Source organism: Vibrio sp. T11.5 (genome assembly GCF_027587155.1).
Taxonomy (GTDB): Bacteria; Pseudomonadota; Gammaproteobacteria; order Enterobacterales; family Vibrionaceae; genus Vibrio; species Vibrio neptunius.
The window spans coordinates 42,119-63,518 of sequence record NZ_JAPPTP010000003.1 but is presented as its reverse complement, the minus strand read 5'-3'; the positions used below and the strand labels follow the sequence as shown (position 1 = coordinate 63,518).

Annotated in this window: 17 protein-coding genes; 8 read left to right on the top strand and 9 right to left on the bottom strand. The window is 46.1% G+C overall.

Annotation, left to right across the window (positions count from 1 at the left end; all coding sequences use genetic code 11):
• Positions 1–39: 39 nt before the first annotated feature.
• Positions 40–771, bottom strand: a complete 732-nt coding sequence (locus OH455_RS04850) for a GntR family transcriptional regulator (protein ID WP_269980540.1) — start codon at positions 769–771, stop codon at positions 40–42.
• A gap of 389 nt (positions 772–1,160) precedes the next feature.
• Here OH455_RS04850 and OH455_RS04845 point away from each other — a divergent pair, with 389 nt between their 5' ends.
• A complete protein-coding gene (locus OH455_RS04845; RefSeq protein ID WP_269980539.1) occupies positions 1,161–1,637 on the top strand; it encodes a peroxiredoxin in 477 nt (158 codons plus the stop codon).
• A gap of 136 nt (positions 1,638–1,773) precedes the next feature.
• On the opposite strand, the gene OH455_RS04840 is transcribed toward OH455_RS04845, so the two are convergent.
• Positions 1,774–1,989, bottom strand: coding sequence for a TIGR02450 family Trp-rich protein (locus OH455_RS04840; protein ID WP_045974040.1), 216 nt, complete (start codon positions 1,987–1,989; stop codon positions 1,774–1,776).
• A 164-nt stretch (positions 1,990–2,153) separates the two neighbouring features.
• Between OH455_RS04840 and OH455_RS04835 the strand changes: the two genes are divergently transcribed.
• Complete coding sequence (locus OH455_RS04835) at positions 2,154–2,549, top strand: hypothetical protein (RefSeq protein ID WP_269980538.1); 396 nt, start codon at positions 2,154–2,156, stop codon at positions 2,547–2,549.
• A 57-nt stretch (positions 2,550–2,606) separates the two neighbouring features.
• On the opposite strand, the gene OH455_RS04830 is transcribed toward OH455_RS04835, so the two are convergent.
• The 3 genes from OH455_RS04830 to OH455_RS04820 form a co-directional block, all read right to left on the bottom strand.
• Positions 2,607–3,200 (bottom strand): helix-turn-helix domain-containing protein, encoded by a 594-nt coding sequence (locus tag OH455_RS04830; protein WP_269980537.1) that lies wholly within the window; start codon positions 3,198–3,200, stop codon positions 2,607–2,609.
• A 447-nt stretch (positions 3,201–3,647) separates the two neighbouring features.
• Complete coding sequence (locus OH455_RS04825; RefSeq protein WP_269980536.1) at positions 3,648–5,228, bottom strand: S8 family peptidase; 1,581 nt, start codon at positions 5,226–5,228, stop codon at positions 3,648–3,650.
• 345 nt (positions 5,229–5,573) lie between these two features.
• The gene (locus OH455_RS04820; protein ID WP_045974045.1) at positions 5,574–6,092 is read right to left on the bottom strand and encodes a cysteine hydrolase family protein; all 519 of its coding nucleotides are present in this window, start codon (positions 6,090–6,092) and stop codon (positions 5,574–5,576) included.
• 106 nt (positions 6,093–6,198) lie between these two features.
• On the opposite strand from OH455_RS04820, the gene OH455_RS04815 reads away from it, so the two are divergent.
• Positions 6,199–7,116, top strand: coding sequence for a GlxA family transcriptional regulator (locus tag OH455_RS04815; RefSeq protein ID WP_269980535.1), 918 nt, complete (start codon positions 6,199–6,201; stop codon positions 7,114–7,116).
• Between the two features lie 45 nt (positions 7,117–7,161).
• Here OH455_RS04815 and OH455_RS04810 read toward each other — a convergent pair whose 3' ends face one another.
• Together OH455_RS04810 and OH455_RS04805 are read right to left on the bottom strand one after the other, a co-directional pair.
• The gene (locus OH455_RS04810) at positions 7,162–8,823 is read right to left on the bottom strand and encodes a methyl-accepting chemotaxis protein (protein WP_206374504.1); all 1,662 of its coding nucleotides are present in this window, start codon (positions 8,821–8,823) and stop codon (positions 7,162–7,164) included.
• Positions 8,824–9,057: 234 nt separating this feature from the next.
• Positions 9,058–9,444: a thiol-disulfide oxidoreductase DCC family protein gene (locus OH455_RS04805; RefSeq protein ID WP_269980534.1), complete on the bottom strand. Its 387-nt coding sequence runs from the start codon at positions 9,442–9,444 to the stop codon at positions 9,058–9,060.
• 369 nt (positions 9,445–9,813) lie between these two features.
• Here OH455_RS04805 and OH455_RS04800 point away from each other — a divergent pair, with 369 nt between their 5' ends.
• Both OH455_RS04800 and OH455_RS04795 read left to right on the top strand, forming a co-directional pair.
• Entirely contained in the window at positions 9,814–10,452 is a 639-nt protein-coding gene (locus tag OH455_RS04800; RefSeq protein ID WP_269980533.1) for a CatB-related O-acetyltransferase, read from the top strand.
• 73 nt (positions 10,453–10,525) lie between these two features.
• Positions 10,526–10,882: a YibL family ribosome-associated protein gene (locus tag OH455_RS04795; protein WP_006961819.1), complete on the top strand. Its 357-nt coding sequence runs from the start codon at positions 10,526–10,528 to the stop codon at positions 10,880–10,882.
• A 66-nt stretch (positions 10,883–10,948) separates the two neighbouring features.
• Here the strand turns inward: OH455_RS04795 and OH455_RS04790 are convergent, their stop codons facing one another.
• Positions 10,949–13,825, bottom strand: coding sequence for an alkaline phosphatase family protein (locus OH455_RS04790; protein ID WP_269980532.1), 2,877 nt, complete (start codon positions 13,823–13,825; stop codon positions 10,949–10,951).
• Positions 13,826–14,149: 324 nt separating this feature from the next.
• Between OH455_RS04790 and OH455_RS04785 the strand changes: the two genes are divergently transcribed.
• A complete protein-coding gene (locus OH455_RS04785; protein WP_045974051.1) occupies positions 14,150–14,641 on the top strand; it encodes a GNAT family N-acetyltransferase in 492 nt (163 codons plus the stop codon).
• A gap of 15 nt (positions 14,642–14,656) precedes the next feature.
• On the top strand, positions 14,657–15,580 hold the full coding sequence (locus tag OH455_RS04780) for a LysR family transcriptional regulator (RefSeq protein ID WP_269980531.1): 924 nt from the start codon (positions 14,657–14,659) through the stop codon (positions 15,578–15,580).
• A gap of 47 nt (positions 15,581–15,627) precedes the next feature.
• Here the strand turns inward: OH455_RS04780 and malT are convergent, their stop codons facing one another.
• Positions 15,628–18,336, bottom strand: a complete 2,709-nt coding sequence (malT, locus tag OH455_RS04775) for an HTH-type transcriptional regulator MalT (protein ID WP_269980530.1) — start codon at positions 18,334–18,336, stop codon at positions 15,628–15,630.
• Between the two features lie 556 nt (positions 18,337–18,892).
• Here malT and OH455_RS04770 point away from each other — a divergent pair.
• Positions 18,893–21,346 carry a glycogen/starch/alpha-glucan phosphorylase gene (locus OH455_RS04770; protein WP_269980529.1) on the top strand — a complete coding sequence of 818 codons (2,454 nt, stop codon included), beginning with the start codon at positions 18,893–18,895 and terminating at the stop codon, positions 21,344–21,346.
• Positions 21,347–21,400: the final 54 nt, after the last annotated feature.

Below are 21,400 nucleotides of genomic sequence, written 5' to 3'. Positions count from 1 at the left end.
GGCAGAGGAGCCGGGCTTAGATTATGAAGAATAAGTGGATTATTTGCTTTTCAGTAGGTCTGAGAACACGACATGGAGGTCATTTGACGCAGTACTGCTATCAAGGTTTAGCTTGGAACGAATATGAGATAAGTGCGCTTCCATTAAGCTGATTGCTTGCTCGGTATCACCAGATTCAATCGTATCCAGTAACTGCGTATGCTCATCTTGCGAACAGTTTGAATGATTGCCAGTCTCGTACTGAGCAATCAGCAATGACGTTTGCGATACTAAGCTTCTCTGGAATGCGAGCAATGGGGCGTTGTTTGCCATTTCGGCCAGCTTAATGTGGAACTCACCAGACAGTCGAAGTCCTTTACCATAATCACCGTTATCGAAGGCTTCGTTTTCTTTCTCTACTAAACGTCGGCATTCATCTATTTTAGCTGTGGTGGTATGTTCAACGGCAAGCTCTACAATGGCAAGTTCCATGACTTCCCGCGCTTTGATGATTTGCTTGGCTTCTTCTTTGGTTGGTGCAGATACCATGGCACCGCGGTTTGGCCTGATGCTGACCACTTGTTCCATCGACAATCGGAGTAAAGCCCGGCGTATGATGGTTCGACTAACGCCGAATATTTCGGCCAAAGCTTCTTCATTCAACTTGGTTGCTGGTGGTAGGCGTTGTTCAAGTATTGCATCGAAGATATGGCAATAGACCACGTCATCTTGCGTTTGACCAGCGACTTTTGTTTTTATATTTTTCGCCACAGAATTTTTTAGATTTGCCATAGGCGGCTTGTCACCCTCAACCTATTTATTTCCTTGATAAAACAATGATACTTCACTTTGTATACATGTGGCTAGCTTTGGCAAAGCTAGCCAACACAGAAGTGAAACATATAGCGCAAAATTCCATCCATTGTCATAGCGTGATTGTTAAAAAAGTGTTTTTCAGACGGCTTAGATTCAGAACACATAACAATGAGGTGTGATCAATACGACTACAAAAACCTAGCCATATCACCTTAAACACTAACGTCACATCAAGTTATTAATCTGCTTAAGTGGAGTGCTCTGCATCTTAGCTCGCCTCCAGTTCATACCCTGACTTTATGTAGGTGGTTCCGCTTTGCTTTGGCGGTTACACTGTTCCTGCAAACAAAACAAGGAATGCAGACATGATTCAGAAAGGCCAATCTATACCAACCGCAACCCTCAGTGAACTAAGCGCTGAGGGTATGATTACCCATCACACAGAGGAGCTTTTTGCAAACAAGCGAGTGGTGCTTTTTGCTGTTCCAGGCGCATTTACGCCAACCTGTTCAGAAGCTCATTTGCCCGGTTACGTCGTACTTGCCGACAGTATTAAAGCCAAGGGTATCGATATCATCGCATGTGTTTCAGTCAACGATGCTTTTGTTATGCAGGCGTGGGGAGAAGCGCAAAATGCTAATGAAATTATGATGTTGGGCGATGGTGATGCGAGCTTTACAAGATCGCTGGGACTCGAAATGGACACAGCGGCCTTCGGTGGGGTTCGTTCGCAGCGCTACGCTATGGTTATCGATAACGGTGTGGTGACTCAGTTAAATGTCGAAGAACCTAAGCAATTTGAAGTGAGCAAGGCTGAGACGATTCTAGCGGCTCTTGAGTAACCGATAACACTGCTAGGGGTTCAGGTTAATCTATTCTGAACCCTTATTGAAGAGGCTTGTGGGGCGAGAGTCGTGCCACTCACTCAATATCAGAGGTTGGAAATCTTACTTATAGTTTTGATAGATAAAACCGTATTTACTTCCAACCTTGAAGCCACTTAGCTTGGTGTTTCAACTCTTGCCAGTCAATAGAATATTCCTTTTTCGAGAGTATCGCTTCAATTTTGCAGGAGATCACTACACCATCGTCATCGAACTCAATGTCAGAAACCAAGAAGTGCTTTTCCCGATTAACCGGTTCTTTGGCAGTCCATTTGCTGTTAAGTAATTTAGCTGGGTTAATTCGATTCATATAGGTACAACACCGCTTAAAATAAGAAAAACAAGCCTTAGATACGCAGGTTATATTGCATAAGTTCAGTCTCATTTTGCGTTTGATCAGACAGTAACGTCTAGCCTCTTGTTATGTTGTAAGTGACAGGTACAATCTCAACTCCCCCATAAAGACGAGTCAGCATGCTATTTAACAACGATATCAATGAGATGATTGGGTATTTAGAGCGATTCTGCAAAGAGCCGCATGTCCAAGCATTGGATAGTGTTTCAGATGAGCAGATCAACTTACTACTCGACTTCTTAGCACTCGCTAATAAGTTGAAATGTGATATCTACCCAACGAGAAACATCAACAGCTCACACTTTATTGGCGTCGGCGTCTTCGCTCTTACACAGGAGCGAGCCCCTCAGGGCAACCTGTTTGCTAAAATTGAACAAAACCGAATTCACCTAGCATTCGAACTCGACCCTTGTCATGAAGACAACTTGTTAACGCCTATCCGAGTGATTGACGCACTTACTTATCTTGCTGAGCATTCAGGCGACGCTCTTCTGCCCGAAGACTACTGCCAGTAAATTCATGCAACGTTTGTTCTGTGTCTAGGGCTATCCACCGACAATGGTTTCAGTATTCTACCCCAGTGGTAACGGACGAAGCTCCGCGTAGTCGGTAGTAATTTTAATCCCTTTATCGACTTTGATAAGGACACCATCACCGACGACCAATGTCGCATTCTCTAGTACTACCTTTACGCTTCCGGTTACGACGGAAGCGGCTTCTGTCCCCCACAGTTCATCTGACTCGACTTCAAACGTCAAATCTTCAGGTACAAATATTTCTACATTGCCACTGAAGATCTGAGAGTCGTTTGCATCAGATTGTTCTATCTGATCTGCGTTAATTTCAATCCCTGAAGCCATTGTAGGCTGAACAAAAAATAGTAGAGCGCTGACAAAAAAAACGACAATTGAAGAGCACAAAGCGGTGAGTTTCGTTTTGACATTTATCTTGGATGAGTTTTTAGGAGGCGCTTCGGGTAGCAGAAGTTGATTAACGTCTAATGCAAAACTTGCCGCCAATGCTTTTACTGTTTCTGGTGAACCTGTTCCTTCCTTCTCAACTCTTTGAATGGTTCTTAAACTTAAAGCACTGACATCAGCGAGATGTTGTTGGCTCCATGCCCTTGATTTACGTTCACTTGATATTTTTTTAGTGTTCACTTTCATGGTATGTCCAATATCGAATGGTTGAGACAAAAGCCTATAATTAAATTAGCATTTCTGATACGACAGTTTAATGCCAATCATGCGCCAAAGGGGTGACAAACGCTCTGGCTGAGCAACTGTCAGCATAAATCTCGTCATTGAACGCTATATCTCTTTACTCTGCTTTGCACATACAAGGCTGGGACATTTTGCCCTGAATATGGAGGTTTTTGCAAAAGGGGAGGGGGCTTATTTGTGGCGAGGAATGGCAACAGGCTGATGCGATGACTAAAGTGCGGTTGAAATCCAAGAAGGTAGAAGCCATAAATAACCGTTAAAAACGTGATTATTCGATCAGATTTTGGGACTCAAGCGTTTTCTTGATTAGTTCGGTGGTATGTATTTATCAGCAAAAAATGCCAGTCAGTAAATACTGACTGGCATGATTGTTCAGGGTTGTGGAGGCCGTTAGTAGCTCGCTTGGACGCTCACACCGCTAAAGCTAGTGTAGCCATTAAGCATCACGTAGTAGCGACCGTTTTGAGTGTTAGACACTGTGCACGTTTCGCTGTTTCCGTAGCGGTAAGGACGGCAGTCCCAAGCGCTAGTTGTTGGTTTAGCACCAAAGCGAACATAGAGGTCAGCATCGCCTGAACCACCGCTAGTGGTGACAGTCAGAGTCTGACCGGCAGTCACGTCGATGAAGTAATGCTTTTGTTCACCGCTGCTACCGCTGATACCAGTGACTGGTTGGCCGTTAGTCAACTCACCCCCTGGATTCGGTGTGCCACAATCTGGGTCACAGCCACTGTCTGTTTGGCTGTATAGCAGCTTGTTGACGGTACCTTTAGTATCACTAACTTTGTTTGTGCTCGCACGTTCACTGATCAGTGTTGATACTTGAGCTGGTGACAGAGTGTTGTTTTCTTGCAGATACAGAGCCGCGACACCTGCTACGTGAGGTGTTGCCATCGATGTACCACTAATGGTGCGGTAGCCACCATCGTACCAAGCCGATTTAATATTCGAACCGGGCGCAAACACGTCAACACAGCTACCCCAGTTAGAGAAGCTTGAGCGACTATCGCTGCTGGTTGTTGAACCGACAGTCACACCGCTCGCTTCGCGAGCTGGTGAGGAGTTACAAGCGTCAGCGTTGGAGTTACCAGCTGCAAGCATAAAGCTGACACCTGACTGAACCGCGCTTGCTACCGCTTGATCAAGAGCGGTTGAAACGCCCCCACCTAAACTCATGTTGGCCACCGATGGGCCAGAGGCATTGGCAGCGACCCAATCCACACCGCCAATGACACCTGAAGTTGTACCAGAGCCACTACAGCTTAGTACACGTACACCGACGATATTGACGTTTTTCGCCACACCGTATTGAGCACCACCAATGGTTCCCGCTACATGAGTACCGTGACCGTTACAGTCAGTCGCGTCACTATCGTTGTCGACGAAGTCATAGCCTGATCTTGCACGGCCACCGAACTCAGCGTGAGTGTTTGTCACACCAGTATCGATAACATAAGCTGTCACACCTGAACCGTCGTAGTTGTAGGTGTAGCTGTTGCTGAGTGGTAAATCACGCTGATCGATGCGGTCTAATCCCCAAACAGGATTGCTTTGAGTGGCGTTCGCCGAGATAACAGGATCGAGCGAGATGATTTGGTCTTGTTCAATAAAGTCGACTTGTTGATCAGCACGCAGGGCTTTCAATTGTTCATCAGAAAGGGTAGCGACAAAACCACTTAACGAGCGGTCATAAACTTTATCGATTTTAAATGCATGTTGGCTAGCGAGACCAGACACAGTTTGTTGGGTAAACTGCTGAAGGGCTTGTTGATCGTTACTCATCGTCAGTGGTTGTTTTAGCACAACGATGTATTGATTTTTAATCGCAGATTTTGCCGACGCTGTCATTAAAGGCGCAAGCATTTGGTCCTCAGATGCAATGGCTCCTCCTTCGTTTTGTTGCGCAAGCCCCGCGGTTGAGACGACTGAAAGAGTCGAGGCGATACAACAACTTAATAATTTCTTAAACATACTGTCTTCCTTTGAATAGTAAAAGAGATTGTTGAACATGGCCTACTACAAACATCAAGCATGTTTACTGGGTTCTCGTTGTGCAAAGAGAACCTGATTACAATTTTCACACTATGCATCTATTCACTGAATTGCATATTGTTGTTTTAGTTAATCTATAAATATGCGCACGGTTTATAAAATTATTGAAATTGATATTTTACTATTTCTTGATTGGTGGGATAACAATCAAAGATGAGAGCTTTTGCTCTATGAGGTGAAATCTACGTGCTAAGGCAATAGTGGTTTGTTTTGTATGAGTCATCAGCAGAAGGCCTCTGTTGGATAAGAGGCCTTAATTGAGCCTTAAATCAATTGTTCAGTATTTATCAACGGAACGCGTGCAGAGATCGCATGAAGGGCGATGTTATGAATCATTTCATCGGTGGTGGTGCAACAATCGGCCAGTACAGATACTTCATATTGCTCTGCTGCTTTGGAAATCGCTGTATGAGTCACGCAGTTTTGCGTCATCATGCCGCAAATAATCACTTCAGTTACCCCATGCTTTTTGAGCACATCGTCTAGCTCTGTTTGTTCAAAGCTGTCTGCGAAAGATTTAACCACAATATTCCCTTCCGGTGCACTCGCGAGGATCTCTGAGTGAATATCTGCACCAGTACTACCTTGGTTGAAAAAGGGTGCGATACCCATAGCAGGGTCTGCAATATGCTGAATGTGAATCACAGGAATCTGTTTCTGTTGGGCTTTTTTAATCGCCGCTTTGATATTGGTTAACGTGTTCTCTGTGTTCCAAAGAGGAAATTTTCCGTTTGGAAAGTAGTCGTTTTGTAGATCGATGACGAGTAGTGCTTTCTGGCTCATGTTGCCTCTCCTATTTGGTGTCGTTCAAATTGGAGTCATTATGGCGCTTTATTTTTGGCCTTTTTAGAGTCTAAAATGACATAAATAATGCTAAAAACGACATTGCATGCCTAAGATTAATATTGCCGTATTTAACTATCCTTTTGCTCTCAAATCGGCCGTGTTTGGTTTTGAAGAGCTTTTTCAACTAGCCAACCGAGTATGTCGTGAGAGTGAACTTGAGATTGAGTTCAACGTGCACATTGTTGAGGCGTGCAATATGCCTCCCAAGCAATTTGATGTCGTACTACTCCCGCCCAGCATTGACGCTCAGTTCTACCGAAAACCAGACACACCAACGCTTGAGTGGTTGGTTGAGCAACATCGTCGTGGCAGTGTGATTGCGTCGGCGTGTGCTGGCGCGTTTATCTTGGCCGCGTCAGAGATTATTGGACAAAGGGCTTTGACTACTCATTGGGGGCTAGCTGAGACCTTTAAGTCACAGTACCCGTCGCAGCCTACGGAGATAAATCAAATTCTAATTGATCATGGCGATGTGATGACAGCAGGCGGTATGATGTCTTGGTTGGATCTTGGACTGGAATTGGTATCTAGGTATGCTTCACCACAAATCATGCGACAGCTGGGCAAGATGTTGGTCATAGATACTGCATCAAGAGAACAGAGGTTTTATCGGCAGTTCACGCCATCATTTTCTCATGGTGATATTGCAATTGTTGAAAGTCAGCACAGAATCAGTGCTCACTTTTCTCGGACACTGTCGGTAAAACAATTGGCTGTTGAAGCAAACTTGACCGAGCGAACGTTTCAGCGTCGATTTGTCAAAGCGACAGGTATGAATCCAAACCAGTATTTGCAGCGAGTACGAGTGCAGAAGGCTTGTGATTACCTCGAAGGTTCAACTCGTTCTTTTGAGTGGATTAGCCACCAGGTTGGGTATGAAAACGCCAGTGCGTGTCGTAAGGTGTTCAGTCAGATCATGGGGTTGACACCCAGCGAATTTCGTCGGCGTTTTAGACGATAAAAAAGCCCGCAGTTCAAGCATTGCGGGCTATTGAGTAATGTGTGCTTATACCTTAAATCGATCCACCAGTTCGTAAAGCTCGTTGGCTCGTTGGTTTAGCTCTTGGCTTCCTGAACGGTTGTCATTGGCTAGTTCTGCGGATTGTGAGCTTTGGTCAGAAATGACGACTATGCGCTGCGAAATTTCTTGGCCGACGAGGCTTTGCTCTTCGGTCGCGGTGGCAATCAGTGAGTTCATATCCATGATGGTGCCGATGGACTCCTGAATCTGGATCAGGGCCCGAGCAGCAGCATTGGCTTCTTCTACTGTACTGGCACCACGTTTCTGACTTGACTCCATGGCTTTTACTGCATCATCTGAGGCCGCTTTTAATTGTTCAATCATCTGATGAATCTCACCCGTACTGTCTTGGGTGCGACTAGCCAGTTTACGAACTTCGTCGGCCACGACGGCAAATCCACGGCCCTGTTCACCGGCACGTGCGGCTTCGATCGCCGCATTGAGTGCGAGTAAGTTAGTTTGCTCGGCGATATCTTGAATCACTTCCAAAGAGGAGGAAATGTTTTGTACATCTCCTTCAAGGCGAGAGATAACACCATTCGCTTGGGAGACTTCTTCGGCCAGGGCTTCGACAGACTGCGCCGCAGAATTAACGATGTCTTGAGCTTCTTTGGCATTGTCGTCGGCTTCCTTAGCTGAATGCGCGGCTTGGCTGGCATTATTCGAAATCTCGGATGCTGTTGTGGTCATCTCCGTCATCGCGGTGGCAACTTGCTCAGTCTCTTGACGTTGACCTGAAGCCAATTCATCGACTTTTGCGGCACGGCTTGACATATCGCTGGTCTCTGAGACGACCTGTTGACCAACATCACTGACGCTTCTAATGATGGTTTGCAGACTGGCGACAAAAGCATTGAAGTTTTTACTCAGTTGGGAAAACTCCGGAGCTTCGAAATCTTCCATACGGGCGGTCAGGTCAGCATCGCCGCTGGCAAAGGAACTGATCGAGGTATCGAACATTTCTAATGGCTTAAGGATGGTTCGGTTAACGGCGACGGCGAAGGCAGCAACGACGCCCGCAATCACGATACAGAATATAATGATGGCAGACAGGGTTTCTTGAAGTGCTTCTGTGGTCGCACTTTCCATTTCGGCCACAATGGCATCAATGTCGTCGGTGTAGAATCCTGTACCTAGCATCAAATCCCACTCAGGTATATATATCGAGTAACTCAGCTTGGGCAGTGCCTCGGTCTCGCCGGGTTTAGGAAAGTAATAAGTGGTGAACTCTCCTGTTTTGGCGTTACGAATCAGATCCTGAATTAGGTAATTACCGTGTTTGTCCTGCAGGTTCCAATAGCTATCGCCAATCCCTTCGCTACTGCTACCTTGGACTTTACGAATACCTTGGGAATTGTAGCCAAACACATAACCTGTCTTGCCGTATTCTAAAGTTTTTAGGGTTGGGTAGGCGTCCTCTAGGCTTGCGCCTTTGTCAAGAAAAGGCCGGACGGCAGACTTTGCCATTTGAAGGTAACTTTTCAGTTCCGCTTTCTTCATGTTCATCATGTTAGTGCGGGTTACCTCTATCTGCTGATCATTGAGTTCATTGGTTTTAACGTAAGTGAAACCAAGCATACCGATCGCAATTACCAGTAATGGAACAAGCGCCAAAATGTACAGGCGACTTCGAATAGTTAGACTCATACAAACATCCTGTCTTTCAAAAGGTCTTAGCGTTTTAATATGGCCAGAGAGGCTTCTGGCATGAAACGCCTGTTGTTATAAATTTAGTTTATGCCCCCCTTCACTGCTCGGTTTGGTGACCAGTGAAGAGAACATAAACCAAACGTTTATTGTATAAGACTAGCCAATTTATCGAAGCAGGACTGTGAATCTCGATAGGTTAATTCGTGTTCGCTGACAGGTAAGATCTCTGTTTTATCGAAAACATTGACCAGAATCGCACTTTCTTTTTCCAGTCAGCCACTTAGAAATGGTGTATCGATTGTTTGCAAATCTGAGGTAACACCAATCTGCAACTGGACGGATGAGTTTCCAGCGCAATGGAGCGTACAGCCAGCCTTTTCCAACCAGCTTCCATGCGAGATAAGTGACATCTAAACCAAGCAACAGTGTTCCGTTATTATCAACGGCATGAAGGATTTCAGACGCTTGTTTTGCGTCGATCTCAGGGTAATTGAGGAAGTTTTCGGAGTGGATATCAACGAGCAATAAATGTTGCTCGCCATCGTAATGAGCTAAATGTTCCATCTCTTTCACACACAATGGACAGGTACCATCGTAGAAAATCGTAAGTTGAGTCATAGGCTTATCCTTTTTTATCTTCTACGTGTGAGTGGCTTGAATGATCAGCCACTGGTGCTTATAAATTGGTGTGTTTATCGGCTTGGGTCGCGGGCGTTATCGCTGTTGTTATAGCAACAAGAGCCAGCTGGAAAAGAGGCTCATACATAAACAAGGTCAATTTATCCGATTACTTAATGCACTGACTCAATATTGACATAAAAACCGCCTTTTCGCGTAAGATGATGTCTTGATAGGAGACCTGACCATGAAAATCATCCCGCTGCTCAAGCAGCCGCGCATCCAATAAGCGTTGTTTAGCTGAACGTCTAAGCAACGCCACGAAATTCGTTCCGTGGCAAATCTGAATGATACATTGAGGATTTTGTCATGCCACAAAAACATTGGTCGACATTTCAGTTACTGCATAAAGTTGTGCAGAACAAAAACATTCATATCAAGGGGACTCATAGCTACTACAGCGATTGTTGGGATAACGGTTTTGAACAGTCCGTCGTCCGCTACTTGCATGGGGACGAAGTCAGCAAGCAATGGCAGCCGAGGTGGGATATTGATCAGCTCTATATTGGTGACTATGTTTGCATTGCAGCACAAGCGGTTATTCTGATGGGTGGGAATCACAACCATAGAACGGACTGGCTTTGTCTCTATCCTTTTTTGGAAGAGGTTGAGCGCTCTTATCAAGGTAAAGGCGATACTGTGATTGATGACGGAGTATGGATAGGCATGCGTGCCATGATCATGCCGGGCGTGACCTTAGGTGAAGGTGCGGTTGTCGCGGCCAACAGTGTTGTGACCAAAGATGTGGAACCATACGCGATTGTCGGTGGAAATCCTGCCAGATTGGTTAAATATCGTTTTGCCCCTGAGCTGATAGAGAAGCTGGTGGCGCTGAAAATTTACCAATGGCCTGAAGAGAAATTTGCGGCGATGCGTAAATATCTGACTCAACCAGACTTCGAGTTGCTCGAAAAAGCCATCAAAGATTACGACCAAAAACACGGCTAACGACTAAAATTAGGGCAGCGAGTCAGCTTGTGCTACACTCGCCGCCCTTTTCTGTTTCAATGAGATCAATACCATGAGTACTAAGCAAGAACTTCAAAACCTTCACAATCGTCTGGACAAGTGTCAGCGTAAGCTGGATGCGGCGAAATCTCGTGGTGATCAGGAAATGGTGACTAAGTTCACTGACGAAGCAGATAAGCTAAGCAAAAAAATTCACGTGATGAAAAGCAAACAGAAATACGACATGAACAAAGAGCGCAAGAGCTTGATCGACATGCCGTTCTCACGTGCAATTACTAAAGAAGAACAAGCAGACATGGGTAAGCTGAAAAGGTCAGTCAAAGGTCTAATCGTGGTTCACCCAATGACTAAGCTGGGTAAAGAGCTGAGACTTGAAGTCATGACAGGTTATGCACCGAAGAAATTCTGATTCCTAGATAACAAAAAAGCGCCCTACGGCGCTTTTTTGTTATTACTTTCTGTTATTGAGGGAGGCTTAGTGAATATCGAGTTTGCTAAGCAATGATGGATACCCCCAACCATTTTCTCCAGATTTAATGTCATCTCCAGTCAGATATTGATAAAGAGTCGGAGCCAGAGAGCCGTTCTCCTCACTACTCAGTGGCGTAGTTTGTTTGCCAATTGGAGCGCCCCAAAATCCGATAAAGGCGTCCTTCTCCAAATAGCTTTCACCCGCATGGCGCCCCGGTACTTTCGTGTTGTAACCCATCCCTTCCCGAGGGAACAAATTCACTGTGCCTGCTCGTGGTTCGGCGTAAAGCTTGGCGAGTTGTACGACGGAATCAGGCCTCGGCGTAAATTGGGTTAGTTCGCGCCATTGCATTTCATCACACCAGCTTTGTGGGTTGTTGATGTCTGCTCGATTGACACATTGATTGACCAACTGAGCAAACGTCTCAAGCTGTGCTTGATTTGGAGCAGGAAGATAAGGGTTGAGTTTGTTGACTTCCAGTAACGCCGTTTTGCTATTGGCTTGGTAGAAATAGCGCTCTCCCTGTTTGATGATGAGCTCATCGATTCGTTTGCCGTCACGCTGAGCGACCAAACGTACCTGACACTCTGTCTCATCACAGGTTGATTCTCTGACGACTAGATAGTCGAGACTGTCTGCCAGCTTTTCTACTGACTCGGCAATGATGTCGAGCTTTTTCCCTTGTGGTGCATTGACTGGTGTCCAGTTGGTCAGCTCCGAATAGACTGGTTGTGTTTGCCAACCCGATTGCGAATTAAACATATCCATCATGAAGTTGCCGCCAGCGGTAGAGGCTACCACTACATCGACACCTTGGTTGCTCGGATAATTTAATGCATTGGTGATTTTCGGCCCTTCGCCTTCATCCGATGAGATTTTCTTGATCACTAGAGGGTAGTTGAGTGATGCCGAAAGTGGTTCAAAGATCGCCTTCTCCGGATTTAAGGTGTAGTAAACCGGAGATAAACCATGGTCCCCCGCCATTCCCCAAAGGGTCTGCTGATAAATGCCGGCGTCCTTGTACGCTTGTTCAATTTGACGTATCCAGTAATCGAGGCGGTTGAGTTCCCCGGTTGGCATAATGATTTCATCGCTGAAAGGGCCAACAAAGTGGGCAAAGTGATCTGGCCACGGATTGTAGATCAGGGCGTAATCTGGCATACCTTGTCCATCTAGCTCTGTATAACTCGCGATGTCCTGTTCAATCTTCCATTTTCGGGTTAGCTTGGTGTAAAAGTCCCATAGCGGTATCTCTTGATAGCTTTGAATATTATCGATGAGGGACTGACGCTGTTTCGTTAACACGTTTTCCACTTCGGCTCTTTCATTCAGCTCTCTCAAACATCGTTTCTCACCAAAGTCACGCAGTGCTTCGCCAGCGCCAAGGTTTACCAGACCGTCGTAGCTGGTATGGGCATTCCAGTCATATTGGGCGTTACAATTCAGCGTTTTCAGGTGAACCAGTCGGTCAAACATCGTCTGAACCTTATTGGCCTGCATTAAGCGATCGAGTTGAAGGGCATCATTACCAAAGAAGTAATAGGCTCTGTCTTCGTTACGGTCGACAAAGTGGAAATTCGGAATTCCTGTTCCTTGTTCGCCAGACACTTTTGCCCCTGTTTTGATGATAGGCAGGTTTCTTACGCTGATCGTCGGTGTGGAAGAGATACCGACCCGAGCAATGGAGTCGGTATGGTTTTGGTAAAGTCGTTTGAAGAACGGTAAGTAATAAGGGTCACGATACGTTTGTTCTGATAGAACCTGAAGAAAACGCGTGGATTGAACGTGCTCTGGGTTACTTGTTGCGACAGGGCTACCTAGCTCAGTACTCTTAAGATGTTGCTGGTAGGCGTGGGAGAGAAAAGGTTTATCTGGATTAACCAGTCCTTCGATCAACCCTTGTTGCAACCCGTCGACCGTTACCTGAACAGCGAAGCGGCGGTTCTGTTGTGATTCAAGAAACTCAATGGCTTGTTGAGGGTGATGGTCAAATGCGTTTTGTAGCCAGTCATTGAGACGCTCTTGTCTCTCATCCTGATAGACAAACTGGCGATAGGCTTTCAGCACATTGAGACGCACAAAATCAACTAAGGTAATGGTTAACGCTTGCGCTTTATTATTCGGTTCGCTGGCTCTGTCGGCGGCACCATCGGCCACAATACCGAGTATGGTTTGTTTCATGTCGCCATCTTCCATCCCCGCGGCGGCTTGCTGCATGATCCCAACCACGATAGGTTGAATCTTGGCGACCAATGCTAAATCATCAGGTGATTGGGTTAGATAGGTGTATTGATCAGGCAGGCGGTCCATATCTTGCCATTCGCCAATCTGAACCAAAGCATCATATACGGTCACCATGGCCGCCATAAACTGACCATTAATTTGGATACCTTCCTGGTGAGCCTGATCTTTGGCGTGCTGTTTAGGCTCTTTTTTCACCTTCTCTTCTAGTGCAAAGAGCGAATGCTCAAAGCCTTTCAGAGCTTGTTTGTCATACACTGTTTGCAGGTAGGCTTTAAATTCATCGTCACTGCTTATTCCTGTGTAGCGATCGTAGAACTGATAAAGAAAATAGCCGAGAGGAATGGAATAAGTCGGATCGGCAAGTTGTGTCATGACCCGGCTTTTCGTACTTGCATCAAGTGGTAATGTCAGTAGGTAGGTCTCTAAAGTTAGGCCGCCAATGGTAAACAGGGTCATATCGCGAGTAAAGCGCGTCGAGTAGGACAATGACGAGGTGATTTGATTTTTCAGCACTTCTGTTGAATTAAACAGCCCACCGATCACTGGGGTATCACCGATATCGGCGTAAGCCGAGCTCATAGGAGTAAGTGCTGCCATCATTGCCGCAGGAAGAAGCCGTTTTCTCAACCAAGCCATTGTTTGTTATCTCTCTCATTATGCTGATGATTTTCATTCTGGCAGGCTTATGGGAGAGTGCAATAACAGGCTGACCAAAGCCTGTATTTGATAGCGTCATAATGTGACTTGGTTCCAGTTGTCGTGGCTGTTAGGTATTTGTTTCTTGTCAGTCATCGCCTACTTCAGATGAATTTACAATGTAAACCCTAAAGATTTTGATAGGGGAAATTGTCCTCTATAATCACTTTTTATCATAGTAAATATGATTTAAAGTGATTTTAATTCATCTTTGATTGGTTCTACTCTAATCGCTGTCCAAGATGATATTTAGGAGAGATGACTATGAGCCAAGAAAACCTTCGTATAGTGCCTATCGCTGCGGAACATGACACAAATATCTGCCAGATAATCAAGCAGGTCGGCAAAGAGTATGGTGCTGTAGGTGAAGGGTTTGGGCCGTCTGATGCTGAAGTCGACAATATGAGTCAGCATTATCATGAACAGAACCGGAGCTTGTACTTAGTTGCGCTCTTAGATGACAAGGTGGTTGGGGGATGTGGCGTTGCGCCTTTTGGGCAAGATGAGCAAACGTGTGAACTGAAGAAGCTGTTTTTACTCAAAGAGAGTAGAGGGCTTGGCTTGGGCAAAACTCTGTCGTTGGCCTGTTTAGAGTTTGCTAAGCAACAAGGTTTTGGACGCTGTTATTTAGACACTTTGTCCAATATGTCTGCGGCGGTGCGACTCTATGAGAGTTTAGGTTTCGAGCACCTCACTGCGCCGTTAGAAGGCACCGTGCACAACGGCTGTGATGTATGGATGCTTAAGTCTTTGTGATACTAAGAAGGTGATATGAATAACTACAAACTGCTGCGTCCATTGTTGGTACTGCTCCAAACTCGTAGTTTGACCGAGGCTGCACTGCAGCTCAACGTCACTCAGTCAGCGATGAGCAGAACCTTGAGCCAGATAAGAACAGCCTTTGATGACCCGATTTTGATTCGTGAAGGCAAACAGTTTGTGGTCAGTGCCAAAGGCCAGCAGTTACTCGCTCAACTGCCTGAGTTGATTGAGTCATTAGATGAGCTTTATGCGGTGGAAGCATTTTTGCCTCACGCTTGTCAACGAGAGTTCAGACTAGCCTACACGGCATTTTTGTCTGAATCGAGTGTGCCTCTGGTGTCTTCTGAACTGCTTAGATTGGCCCCAAACGTAGGGGTAAATGGAGAGCTGTGGCAAGATCAGCATGTCAGCGTTCTCGGTGACAGCCTGATTGATGTACTGGCGACCACACTCGACTACTTTCCTGAGAATATCTACGGCAAAAAACTGCTTGAAGACCAATATGTAGTGCTGATGTCTGGTAATCATTCATTGGCTGACGCTAGCCTTGAACTGGATGATTATTTTAGTGCTTGCCATGTGATGGTGCATGGTATGCGAGAGATGCGTCAGTATGTGGGCGAGCAGTTCGAACAGCGCAAGGTTCAGCGTAAGGTGATTGCCAGAGTGCCATCGTTCACTGCGGCAATGGAATTAGTCTGTCAGAGTGCTGCACTGGTTACCGCCCCTTTGCATTTGGCGGGCTACTTCGCCAATCGATTTGATTATGTTGTGAAACCATTGCCTTTCGACTTGCCTAAGCATAGTTACTATCTGCTGTGGCACAGTCGACATCAAAAAGATCCTGCCCATCGATGGTTTCGAGAGCAGAGTTTTGCGGCATTACAGCGGCATTTGAAACTGATGCACGCGATGGGTGCGGAGCAGATGTAAAAAAGCCCTGATAGTCAGGGCTTTTTGCTGTGAGTGATTTCCTAGTATCAATAACCCATTAATTGTAATAGGTTTTCAGCAGTTTTTATCGCCTCTTTTCGGTTTGCGATATTGAGCTTCTGATATAGGTTACGGATATGGGTTTTGATGGTGGTGCCTGCCACGTCCAATTCCTGAGCAATTTGCTCGTTACTGAAGCCAGAATAGATCAATCCGAGTACTTGCCATTCTCTCTGAGTGAGAGGACTGGTGCGGACCAACTCTGGAATGTTTGGATGGTTTACTAGCTTCTCAACAAACTCCTCATCAAAATGCACAGAGCGGCTGCGCTGAGTCGTCGATATATCCTTGAGCAGCTGTTGAGCACGGTGTCGTTCAAGATCAGCCAACTCATTTTTGTTGACTAGCTTTTCTAGAACATGGCCGATCTTGCCACCTTCTACCAAGAAGTTACCCAAAATACCGGTCTGATTCGTCAGTTCTAAGGCTTGTTTGAGCAATAATTTAGCACGCTGTTCATCTTGCTGTGCCGTTGCCAATACGGCTTCGACGATTAGGTTGCGATTATTGTCTGTGACTAGGCTGTTGAGATTGGTTTGTTCTTGCAGGAATTTCAGCGTTTGAGCTGCCTCTTCAAACATGCCTAGGTTGATCTGTGCACGTGAGATATTCCGCCATTGAAGCTGGGTAAAGTGGTTACACGCTTTTTCTGGGCGAGGTGTTGTTTCCAGCCAATGTTGAATCGCTTCCATATCGCCTCGTGCCTGCCAGAACAGAATCAAAGACAAAGAAGCGTTAGCCGTCCAGTCAACATGGTAGGTAGACTGCTTCTGTAGGTGAACAATTTGCTCAATGAACTTGTTGGCTTTGTCCAGCTCACCACGGCCAATAGCGATACGCGCGAGCATAGAGTAGCTATGTAGGTGCTTACTTGGGCTGTGATTACCCAGTACATCAAGCCCTTTGTACGCGCACTCTTCGGCTTCATCGAGACGATTCCAGCACCAGAAAATCTGTGCACGAATACGTAGCAAAAACTCATGCATTGGCACTTGCTGCAACTGCTGTTCTTCGATGAGCTTGAAGGCATTTTCCTGTACTTCAAAGGCTGCTTGAACATAGCCTTGGGCAATCAGAATTTCGCTTTGCTGCAGCATTGCCCACAACGCCTGATGGTAAACTTGATACTGCCTCGCTAGCTTCTCGGTCTGCTGCATCATAGGTAATGCACGGCTCAAATGACCCAGTACATGGTTTACTTCACCAACAACAGACGTAGCCACGATGCGGCTTCGGTAAACTGTACTATCAAGTTGCCCGAGTGACAACTCAGCCAGTTCGAGTGCCTTCTCTGGCTCGTTTTGGTTTATGGCTACCTGAGCGCGTAAGGCGTTAAACTCGCCTTGCTCTTTGGTGCTCAGTGTTACATTGAGCGCCTCCATTTGCTCATCCGCCTTGGACAGTAGATCGCCAACATCGTTGTATCTGTGCTGACTTTGCGCTAACCATGCTTGAAGCATGCACAATTTCGGCTCGCTGTAGAGCTGTTCAGGGGCGAGGGTGTTGATCGCTTTCTCTACCGTCTGCAATTCGCCACCATTGAACATTTTCCAACCAGATTGACTCAAGATGTCCGCAGTAAGCTGGTGGTTCCCGGCTTTTTGCGCATGCCGAAGTGCTTGATGCGGAGAAGATAAGTTTAACCATGCCTTTGCAGCGGTTTGATGCAGTTCTTGCTCTTGCTGAGGAATACGTGCTGAGCGCTCATGGGATAAAAACTCAGCAAATAGATTGTGGAAGCGGTACCAGTTCTGCTCACCTTCAAGCGGGTGGATAAACAGACCATAGCGATTGAGTGACTCAATCATACTTAGGGCATCATCACGCTTTGTCAGAGCTGATACTAACACATCATTGAAGTGATCAAGGACAGAGCATTGCAGTAGAAACAGGCGTGTTTCTGCATCCAATAGGTCAAACACCTCTTCCACCAGATAATCCCATAGATGAGCGTGGTTAAACTGTGAGAACGACTCGGCAGATTGTGCCAGTGTTTTATGTTGATGCTGAGCTTGAAGTGCGATCAACTGTAGTGCAGAGGGCCAGCCTTCTACGTAGTTTCTCAAGTTGTCAGCAGTGATATCATCAATCCCATCAGCGATTCGTTGGTTAAAGAATCGGGTGGTTTCTTCGGTATCGAATGCCAGCAATTCGTCGCTAATCTCTATCATCAGGTCGCGGACCCGTAAGTTTGCCGTACCAAGCGGCGGTGTCGCACGGCTGGTGACAACCAGCGTGAGATTGTCAGGCATGTGTTTGAGGAAAAAACGGATGGCCTCATGAATTTCATCGTTAGAGATAAGATGATAGTCATCCAGAACCAGATAACACTCTTGATGGAAATTGGCGAACTCGGCAAAGACTTCACTAAAAAGAGAATGAAGTGACGAAAACTGGCGCTTTTCTGCCAGCTTCTGAGAATTTGGGCAGGCGTTGTGTGTCGCCTTATTCAATGCCTTTAGCAAGTAGTTGATAAAACGGAATGAGTCGTTGTCGCTTTCATCAATACTGTACCAGCCAGTATTGGCTTTATCAGACAGCCACTGCGAAGCCATTGTCGTTTTTCCGTATCCTGCTGGCGAGCGGAATAGTACCAGTTTGTAGCAGGGGGCTTGCTGTAATAAATCGAGAACTCTTGGGCGGACAATTGCGTTGTGTAAACGTCCCGGACGGGTTAATTTCGAAGGAATCCACATCTTCTTTTCCCTGTTCTTAAACACTCTTGAATCCAGATTCTATTCAGAGTGTGTGGATGAAAACTTAGTCAGTTAGACCTAATGACAGGGATGTTACTTGAGAACAATAGCGACAGTTATTGATCAACCACCAGATTTTCGCGTATTTCACATTTTCCCTGTCTCTACGCCCTGTATTTGTGATTTTTGTCACCTTATGCTGAATCTATAAGTAAGGGTTATCGCTTCTTCTGCACCAAAAGTAATGAAAGTTGCGTAAACAACCCCCTCAATATGTGATCGAATATGCATATTGATTATTTTGTTGAGAATCACAACACCTTACCTTCATACATCAGCGCTAAGGTGAAACCCGTTGATGGTGTGATCTTTATCACCAGAGCTAAGGTGTGGACTCGTTTGATTTGAGAGTTAGATCACTGAGATTCTGGTCATACGCCCTCTACGCCCTGCATCCTCCTCCTAATAAGCCGTGTATCTGGGAGGATGTTTTGGTTGTCGTGTCAATGCACGATATGTCTCAGATGGATTAAACCCAATAAGTGAGATTTCTCTAATGAAACCTACGCAACAGAAAAATTTTGATAAGGCGTCATTTCAAGCAAGCGTCAAGAAACATTTGACCGCGACTTACGCTACGACGGTCGAAAAAGCCGAAAGCCGTGCATGGTATTTGGCAATGGGCCGAGCTCTGGCTGAGCAGACAACATTTGATATGCTGCAAACTGAGCAGGATGACAAAATCCTTAACGCAAAAAGCGTTAACTACTTATCTCTTGAGTTCTTGATTGGCCGCTTGACGGGCAACAACCTAATTAGTCTTGGCTTATATGAGCAAGTTACGGCAGCAATGGAAGAGATGGGGCAAAATTTAACAGACCTGCTTGAAGAAGAACGTGACCCATCATTGGGCAACGGCGGTTTGGGTCGTCTGGCTGCGTGTTTCATGGATTCACTAGCGGCACAAGAATTCCCAACGGTGGGGTATGGCCTTCACTATGAATATGGTCTGTTTAAGCAATCGTTCCAAGAAGGTCACCAGCAGGAAGCGCCGGACGCATGGCGTTGTGTAGAAGGTTACCCATGGGAAATCGCACGCCCTGAATTAGCTCAGGAAATTGGTTTTTATGGTCACGTTGAAGTTTACCGTGAGGACGGCAAAGAGAAGCGTCGTTGGGTTCCGGGTATGTCTGTAAAAGCGATGCCGTGGGATCTGCCAATTGTGGGTTACGAATCTGATACCGTTTACCCACTGCGCCTCTGGGAATGTCAGGCGATTGCACCATTCTCTCTCGCTAGTTTTAACAATGGTGATTACTTCGAAGCTCAGCACTCGCTGATAGACGCAGGCAATATCACCAAAGTCCTTTACCCGAACGACAACCATGAGAAAGGTAAAACGCTGCGTTTGATGCAGCAATACTTCCACTCGGCTGCATCAGTACGTGACATTCTTCGTCGTCACGAACAAGCTGGCCACACACTGGCGTCACTTCCAAAATACGAAACCATCCAGCTCAACGATACGCACCCGACGATCGCGATTCCTGAATTGATGCGTATCCTGATCGACGAAAAAGGTCTCGGTTGGGATGAAGCTTGGGATATCAGCTCAAAGACGTTTGCTTACACCAACCACACCTTGCTTCCAGAAGCATTGGAAACGTGGAGTGAGTCTCTGATTCAACGTCTGCTGCCTCGTCATATGGAGATTATTTACCACATCAACCACCTGTTCCTACAGGAAGTGCGTCAGAAGTGGCCGGGTGATGTTGCAAAACAGCAGAAACTGTCGATCATTCAAGAAGGCTTCCACCGTATGGTGCGTATGGCGAACCTGTGTGTTATCGGCTCTTACGCGGTGAATGGTGTGGCTGCACTGCACTCTGAACTGGTTAAGCGTGATTTGTTCCCTGAATTTGATGAGCTGTATCCAACTCGCCTGCACAACGTGACCAACGGTATCACGCCACGTCGTTGGCTGAAATTCTGTAACCCGGGTTTGTCTGCACTGATTTCTGACAAAATTGGTACAGAATGGCCAGCGAAACTGGAGCAGCTAGAGCAAATCGCTAAGTTTGCGGATGACGTGAAGTTCCAGAAAGAATTCATGGCAGTGAAGAAAGAGAACAAACAGCGTCTGGCTGACTGGGTGTCTGAAAACATGGGTATCGAACTTGATACCAACGCAATTTTCGATGTCCAGATCAAGCGTTTGCACGAGTACAAGCGTCAGCACTTAAACATGCTACACATTCTGTCACTCTACCATCGTCTACTGAACGATCCTGATTTCGATATGGCGCCACGAGTTGTGTTCTTCGCAGCAAAAGCGGCACCGGGTTACCACTTAGCGAAAGAGATAATCTATGCAATCAATAAGATTGCTGAGAAGGTTAACAACGATCCTCGTATTGGCAACAAGCTGAAAGTCGTCTTCATTCCTGATTACCGCGTTAGCATGGCAGAAATCATCATTCCAGCTGCTGACGTATCAGAGCAAATCTCTACGGCCGGTAAAGAAGCGTCAGGTACAGGTAACATGAAGATGGCACTAAATGGTGCACTAACTATCGGTACAATGGATGGTGCGAACGTAGAAATTCGTGAAGAAGTCGGTGACGACAACATTTACATCTTTGGTCTAGAAGTGGACGGTGTTGAAGCTCTGCGAGCACAAGGCTACAACCCATTTGAGTATTACCACGCAGACCCGCTACTAAAAGCGTCTCTGGAGCTGCTACTGGGTGAAGAGTTTACCCCGGGTGAACCAGGTAAATTACGTGCGACCTACGACAGTTTACTGGATGGTGGTGACCCATATCTATGTTTGGCGGACTTCGCATCCTATGTCAAAGCGCATGAGGATATGGACAAACAGTATCGTGATCAAGCCGGATGGGCGAAGAAAGCGATTCTGAATACGGCACTGGTTGGCAAATTCAGTTCAGACCGATCTATTCGAGATTACGTCAATAACATCTGGAAACTGGAAGCCGTTAAACGCTAGTTCCTAACAACAAAGCCAAGGCTGTGAAGCCTTGGCTCTCTTACGTTACATATT

Coding starts and splice junctions, on each gene's coding strand:
- OH455_RS04805 (WP_269980534.1), bottom strand. CDS start 9,444: ATGACTCAACTTACGATTTTCTACGATGGTACCTGTCCATTGTGTGTG.
- OH455_RS04795 (WP_006961819.1), top strand. CDS start 10,526: ATGAGTACTAAGCAAGAACTTCAAAACCTTCACAATCGTCTGGACAAG.
- OH455_RS04780 (WP_269980531.1), top strand. CDS start 14,657: ATGAATAACTACAAACTGCTGCGTCCATTGTTGGTACTGCTCCAAACT.
- OH455_RS04850 (WP_269980540.1), bottom strand. CDS start 771: ATGGCAAATCTAAAAAATTCTGTGGCGAAAAATATAAAAACAAAAGTC.
- OH455_RS04790 (WP_269980532.1), bottom strand. CDS start 13,825: ATGGCTTGGTTGAGAAAACGGCTTCTTCCTGCGGCAATGATGGCAGCA.
- OH455_RS04800 (WP_269980533.1), top strand. CDS start 9,814: ATGCCACAAAAACATTGGTCGACATTTCAGTTACTGCATAAAGTTGTG.
- OH455_RS04820 (WP_045974045.1), bottom strand. CDS start 6,092: ATGAGCCAGAAAGCACTACTCGTCATCGATCTACAAAACGACTACTTT.
- OH455_RS04830 (WP_269980537.1), bottom strand. CDS start 3,200: ATGAAAGTGAACACTAAAAAAATATCAAGTGAACGTAAATCAAGGGCA.
- malT (WP_269980530.1), bottom strand. CDS start 18,336: ATGTGGATTCCTTCGAAATTAACCCGTCCGGGACGTTTACACAACGCA.
- OH455_RS04840 (WP_045974040.1), bottom strand. CDS start 1,989: ATGAATCGAATTAACCCAGCTAAATTACTTAACAGCAAATGGACTGCC.
- OH455_RS04815 (WP_269980535.1), top strand. CDS start 6,199: ATGCCTAAGATTAATATTGCCGTATTTAACTATCCTTTTGCTCTCAAA.
- OH455_RS04825 (WP_269980536.1), bottom strand. CDS start 5,228: ATGTTTAAGAAATTATTAAGTTGTTGTATCGCCTCGACTCTTTCAGTC.
- OH455_RS04845 (WP_269980539.1), top strand. CDS start 1,161: ATGATTCAGAAAGGCCAATCTATACCAACCGCAACCCTCAGTGAACTA.
- OH455_RS04770 (WP_269980529.1), top strand. CDS start 18,893: ATGAAACCTACGCAACAGAAAAATTTTGATAAGGCGTCATTTCAAGCA.
- OH455_RS04810 (WP_206374504.1), bottom strand. CDS start 8,823: ATGAGTCTAACTATTCGAAGTCGCCTGTACATTTTGGCGCTTGTTCCA.
- OH455_RS04835 (WP_269980538.1), top strand. CDS start 2,154: ATGCTATTTAACAACGATATCAATGAGATGATTGGGTATTTAGAGCGA.
- OH455_RS04785 (WP_045974051.1), top strand. CDS start 14,150: ATGAGCCAAGAAAACCTTCGTATAGTGCCTATCGCTGCGGAACATGAC.